Source organism: Anaerocolumna jejuensis DSM 15929 (assembly GCF_900142215.1).
Lineage (GTDB): Bacteria > Bacillota > Clostridia > Lachnospirales > Lachnospiraceae > Anaerocolumna > Anaerocolumna jejuensis.
This window is the reverse complement of record NZ_FRAC01000063.1, coordinates 1-3881: the sequence shown is the minus strand read 5'-3', so window position 1 is coordinate 3881 and position 3881 is coordinate 1. Positions and strand designations below refer to the sequence as shown.

The window sequence follows — 3881 nt, the reverse complement described above, 5'->3', positions numbered from 1 at the left end:
ATATTACTTATATTACTAATGTTTGCTGGGGTAACTTACCATCTGTGAGTAAGTATGTATTTTATTTTGTCGATATTAGTGGTAAAATATGGTTAACAAATTTATTTAATTAGCGAGGAGTGAAAACAAAATGAATTATATAAATCCACCATCAGAATCACCTCAAAATGTTACCCACAAAACATTTTACAGCGAACTGTTCGGTCACGAAATCGGTTATAATATCTATCTTCCGCCTAATTATGAAAAAAGCAGCAAAAAATACCCGGTTTCGTATTATCTTCACGGGTGGACGGGCAACGAATCAACCGATATATGGGCTTTGGAAAATGTTTATACAAACAGGCAATCCATTACCGTTTTTTCCAACAATTCGCCAGTTATCGAAAATATTGAAAATCTGCCTGTCGAATCAATGATAATTAATGAATTGATACCGCATATCGACGGAAAATACAGGACAGACGCAACCCGTGAAAATAGGTCGATTTCTGGTTTTTCAATGGGTGGCGGAATGGCTTTTTATTATGCTGTTAAATATCTTGAACTGTTTGCTTCTGTAACTGCCTACGCAGGTACTTACCACCATTATTATCACAAAGGTTACCGTGGTGTAGGGGAATCGCCAGACAAAGCTGCCAAATTATATGAAGATATGATGAGAGAGGAGACATATTTAGAAGAAAACAATATTTTATATGTGATAAGACAAAATGCAGAAAAAATATGTGATGGGTTACACATAAAAATTCATGTCGGAACGGCTGATATATTGTTTTGCGATAATGAGATTATGCATCTGTATTTAGATTCATTGAATATTCCTCACGAATATGCTGTGTTTGAAGGAATCGGGCATGAGATGGTTAAAATATTGTAATAATCCTTAAGTGATTTAGCGGAGGTTAATAAATGAACAAAATGATTAAGATTAGAAATGAAGAAGAAACAGATTATGAGAGAGTAGAAGAAATCACAAGGAAATCTTTTTGGAATTTATATATTCAGGGGTGCATTGAACACTATTTAGTTCATGTTATGCGATCCCACAAAGACTTTCTGCCGGAGTTAGACCTGGTGATTGAAGTTGATAATCAGATCATCGGGAATATCATGTATACGAAAGCAAAACTAATTGATGAGTCTGGGGAAGAAAAAAATATCCTTACTTTCGGTCCAGTTTGCATTTTGCCAGAATATCAGAGAAAGGGGTATGGAAAAAAACTAATAGAGTATTCCTTTGAACAGGCGGCCGCACTTGGGCATGATGTGATTGTAATATTTGGAAATCCAAATAATTATGTAAGCCGCGGTTTTAAAAGCTGCAAAAAGTACAATGTCTGTCTTGAAAACGGGACATATCCGGCGGCAATGATGGTAAAGGAACTCAAACCAGATGTCTTGGACGGAAGGAAATGGATTTACTATCAAAGTCCTGTATTTGAGATAGATGAACAAGAAGCTGTGCGCTTTGACGAGAGTTTGGAAAGCCTGGAGAAAAAATACCAGCCAAGTCAGGAAGAATTTTTTATTCACAGTCATTCTATAATACAGTGAGTTCCCTGTCCTATTTGCCGAGCAAACGAACTATTAATAAAAAAAGGAATTCAAGGTGAAAATATATGGAAAATTACACGGTTCAAAAACTAAAAATCACCTGCGATGAAATTGAATGGCTCTATGCACCTGATGAGGAGTATGTCAATTATGAGGGCTGTAAAAGATATTTGCAGATGATTTTTCCATACAGACGTACATGGGAGAAAAATGAGAAATTTCCACTTGTTTTATTTATCCCGGGCTCGGCATGGCACAAGCAGGAAATGTATAATAATATACCACAGTACACACACATTGCGGAACGAGGTATTTTCTTTGCTGCAATGCAGTACAGAGAATCGGATATTGCAGTTTTTCCAGCACAGATATACGATGTACATAATGCAATGAATTATCTGATAGAAAATGCAGAGAAACTTCACATTGATACTGAACGTATTTTCTTTGCGGGAAATTCATCTGGGGGACATATTGCATTGCTGGCCTCATTTGCAATGGCTCACGGACTTTATTCAAACCAATGTATTTTTCCATATACGATAAAGGGAGTTATTGCAGAATCGGCACCTGCTGATCTTATGCTGTGCCAATCTGAGTCATTGCCGCCTTGGATGAAAACAAGACCGACTGCTGATTTGCTTGGAGTGGGCAGCGTGAAGGATAATAAGGCACTCGCTGTAAAAGCGTCATGCGAGATGTATATAACTAAAGAAGTAAATCTACCGCCTGTATTGCTGCTACATGGAGACCAAGATAGTATAGTATCAGTTGACCAGAGCAGAAGACTTTATAAAATACTTAAAGATAATCATAAAACGGTCACTTATTATGAGCTTGAAGGTGTAAATCACGGGGGAGCTGCCTTTTGGACAGATGATTTGATTGATTATATTGAGAAATTTATACAAAATCCATAAAGAATGGTATTAATGTAAAATACGATTTATTAAGGCTTATGTTATGGGAGTGTTACATTATATAGGCCTCAGAGAAGGTATAAAATCTATTATGCATACATGTATACCTTAGTAAACAAGTGAGATTTTGTTAAATATTTAAATAAGTGACAATTTATTTGTATAATTGGTAAATTGAATTATAATACCCATCTGACTTTTTTAAATTCTCACGAGAAAGTAGTGGATCTCAAAAAAATGGCGAAGTTCTCAAAGAATTATGTCAGTATATGGAAAATTAGCTATGAAGGAGGAAGAATTATGACACAGGCGGATTATGTGCGCATAGGAAAAGAACATTTTATTGAGGTTATTTTGCCACGAATAAAGGCAATCTCATCTCAAGTAGCAGATAATATACTTGTTTTTGTTGAGGGGTCTGTAGCATACGGATTTTGTGATCAGAATTCAGATGTCGATATGGATTTCTTTATTGATATTGATATATCAGCTGAACTAAGGAATCAGATAACTGATATTTTCTTTGGAGATACATATTGGAAAGAACTAGTAAGGGTATCATACGAATTTGGCGGTGAGTACTGGAAAATCAAACATATAATAAATAATGATATGGATAGATTTTGGAAGGAGTTTAATCCGTATGCCGTCAACAATTTAGCTCAGGCGATTGCTGTATGGGACCCCAAAAACCTTTTGCCCAAGATTCAAGAAAGAGTGGACTTTTATCCTGAGGATATGAAAAAAAGTATTATTAGAGGGCTCTGGGTAACAATCAATGATAGTGGTGTATATAATTTCAAAGAAGCATTAAATCGTAATAAGAAGAGCGAAGCGAGGATTTACCTCTACAGAGCGATTGAGGCGATGCTTCGACTTCCTTACATACTTAACAATTTATATTATCCGCCGACTAAATGGCTTTCGAAAGGGTTGCATCATTTGGACAATGACTTCGGAATACTGAAAATGCTTGAAGAAATCGAGGAAAATAATAATCTCCTTGACATATACGATTTGTTTATGGAAGTATATCGTAACATACAACAATACATGAACGACAAAAATACTATTGAGAAAGAAAGTGTTGAAAACTATCCTAATATATTTACTAAACCTTTCTTTATTTTCAATACTTTTTAAGATAGATGATAGATTATGCTTAAGCATATAGATGCCAAGCCAAACAACCTCCTACCGCTGGATTTGGGAGCATATACAAAATGCAAAAGATGTTCAGTGGCGATTATATTCTAAGTATTAAAAACAGGTAAAGGCAAGTTAAGTTCACATTCCCTTCAATAGGGAGCTTCCCATTATATTTATTATATTAACGTTCCGAAAGGTAGACAAGTGGTAGCCTGTAATTAGTTTTGAGGCAATATTGATGATAAGTTCATGCAA

At 35.4% G+C, this 3881-nt stretch carries 4 protein-coding genes; all 4 read left to right on the top strand.

Translation table 11 applies throughout. The annotated features are described in order from the left end of the window. The first annotated feature begins 130 nt into the window (after positions 1-130). The 4 genes from BUB77_RS28905 to BUB77_RS28890 all read left to right on the top strand — a co-directional run bounded on the left by BUB77_RS28905 (position 131) and on the right by BUB77_RS28890 (position 3620). Positions 131-880, top strand: a complete 750-nt coding sequence (locus tag BUB77_RS28905) for an alpha/beta hydrolase (protein ID WP_073280627.1) — start codon at positions 131-133, stop codon at positions 878-880. Between the two features lie 41 nt (positions 881-921). Then, positions 922-1557 carry a GNAT family N-acetyltransferase gene (locus BUB77_RS28900; protein WP_170866788.1) on the top strand — a complete coding sequence of 212 codons (636 nt, stop codon included), beginning with the start codon at positions 922-924 and terminating at the stop codon, positions 1555-1557. Positions 1558-1622: 65 nt separating this feature from the next. After that, complete coding sequence (locus tag BUB77_RS28895) at positions 1623-2477, top strand: alpha/beta hydrolase (protein WP_073280625.1); 855 nt, start codon at positions 1623-1625, stop codon at positions 2475-2477. A gap of 300 nt (positions 2478-2777) precedes the next feature. Continuing rightward, positions 2778-3620 (top strand): DUF4037 domain-containing protein, encoded by an 843-nt coding sequence (locus BUB77_RS28890; protein ID WP_073280624.1) that lies wholly within the window; start codon positions 2778-2780, stop codon positions 3618-3620. Positions 3621-3881 lie beyond the last annotated feature (261 nt).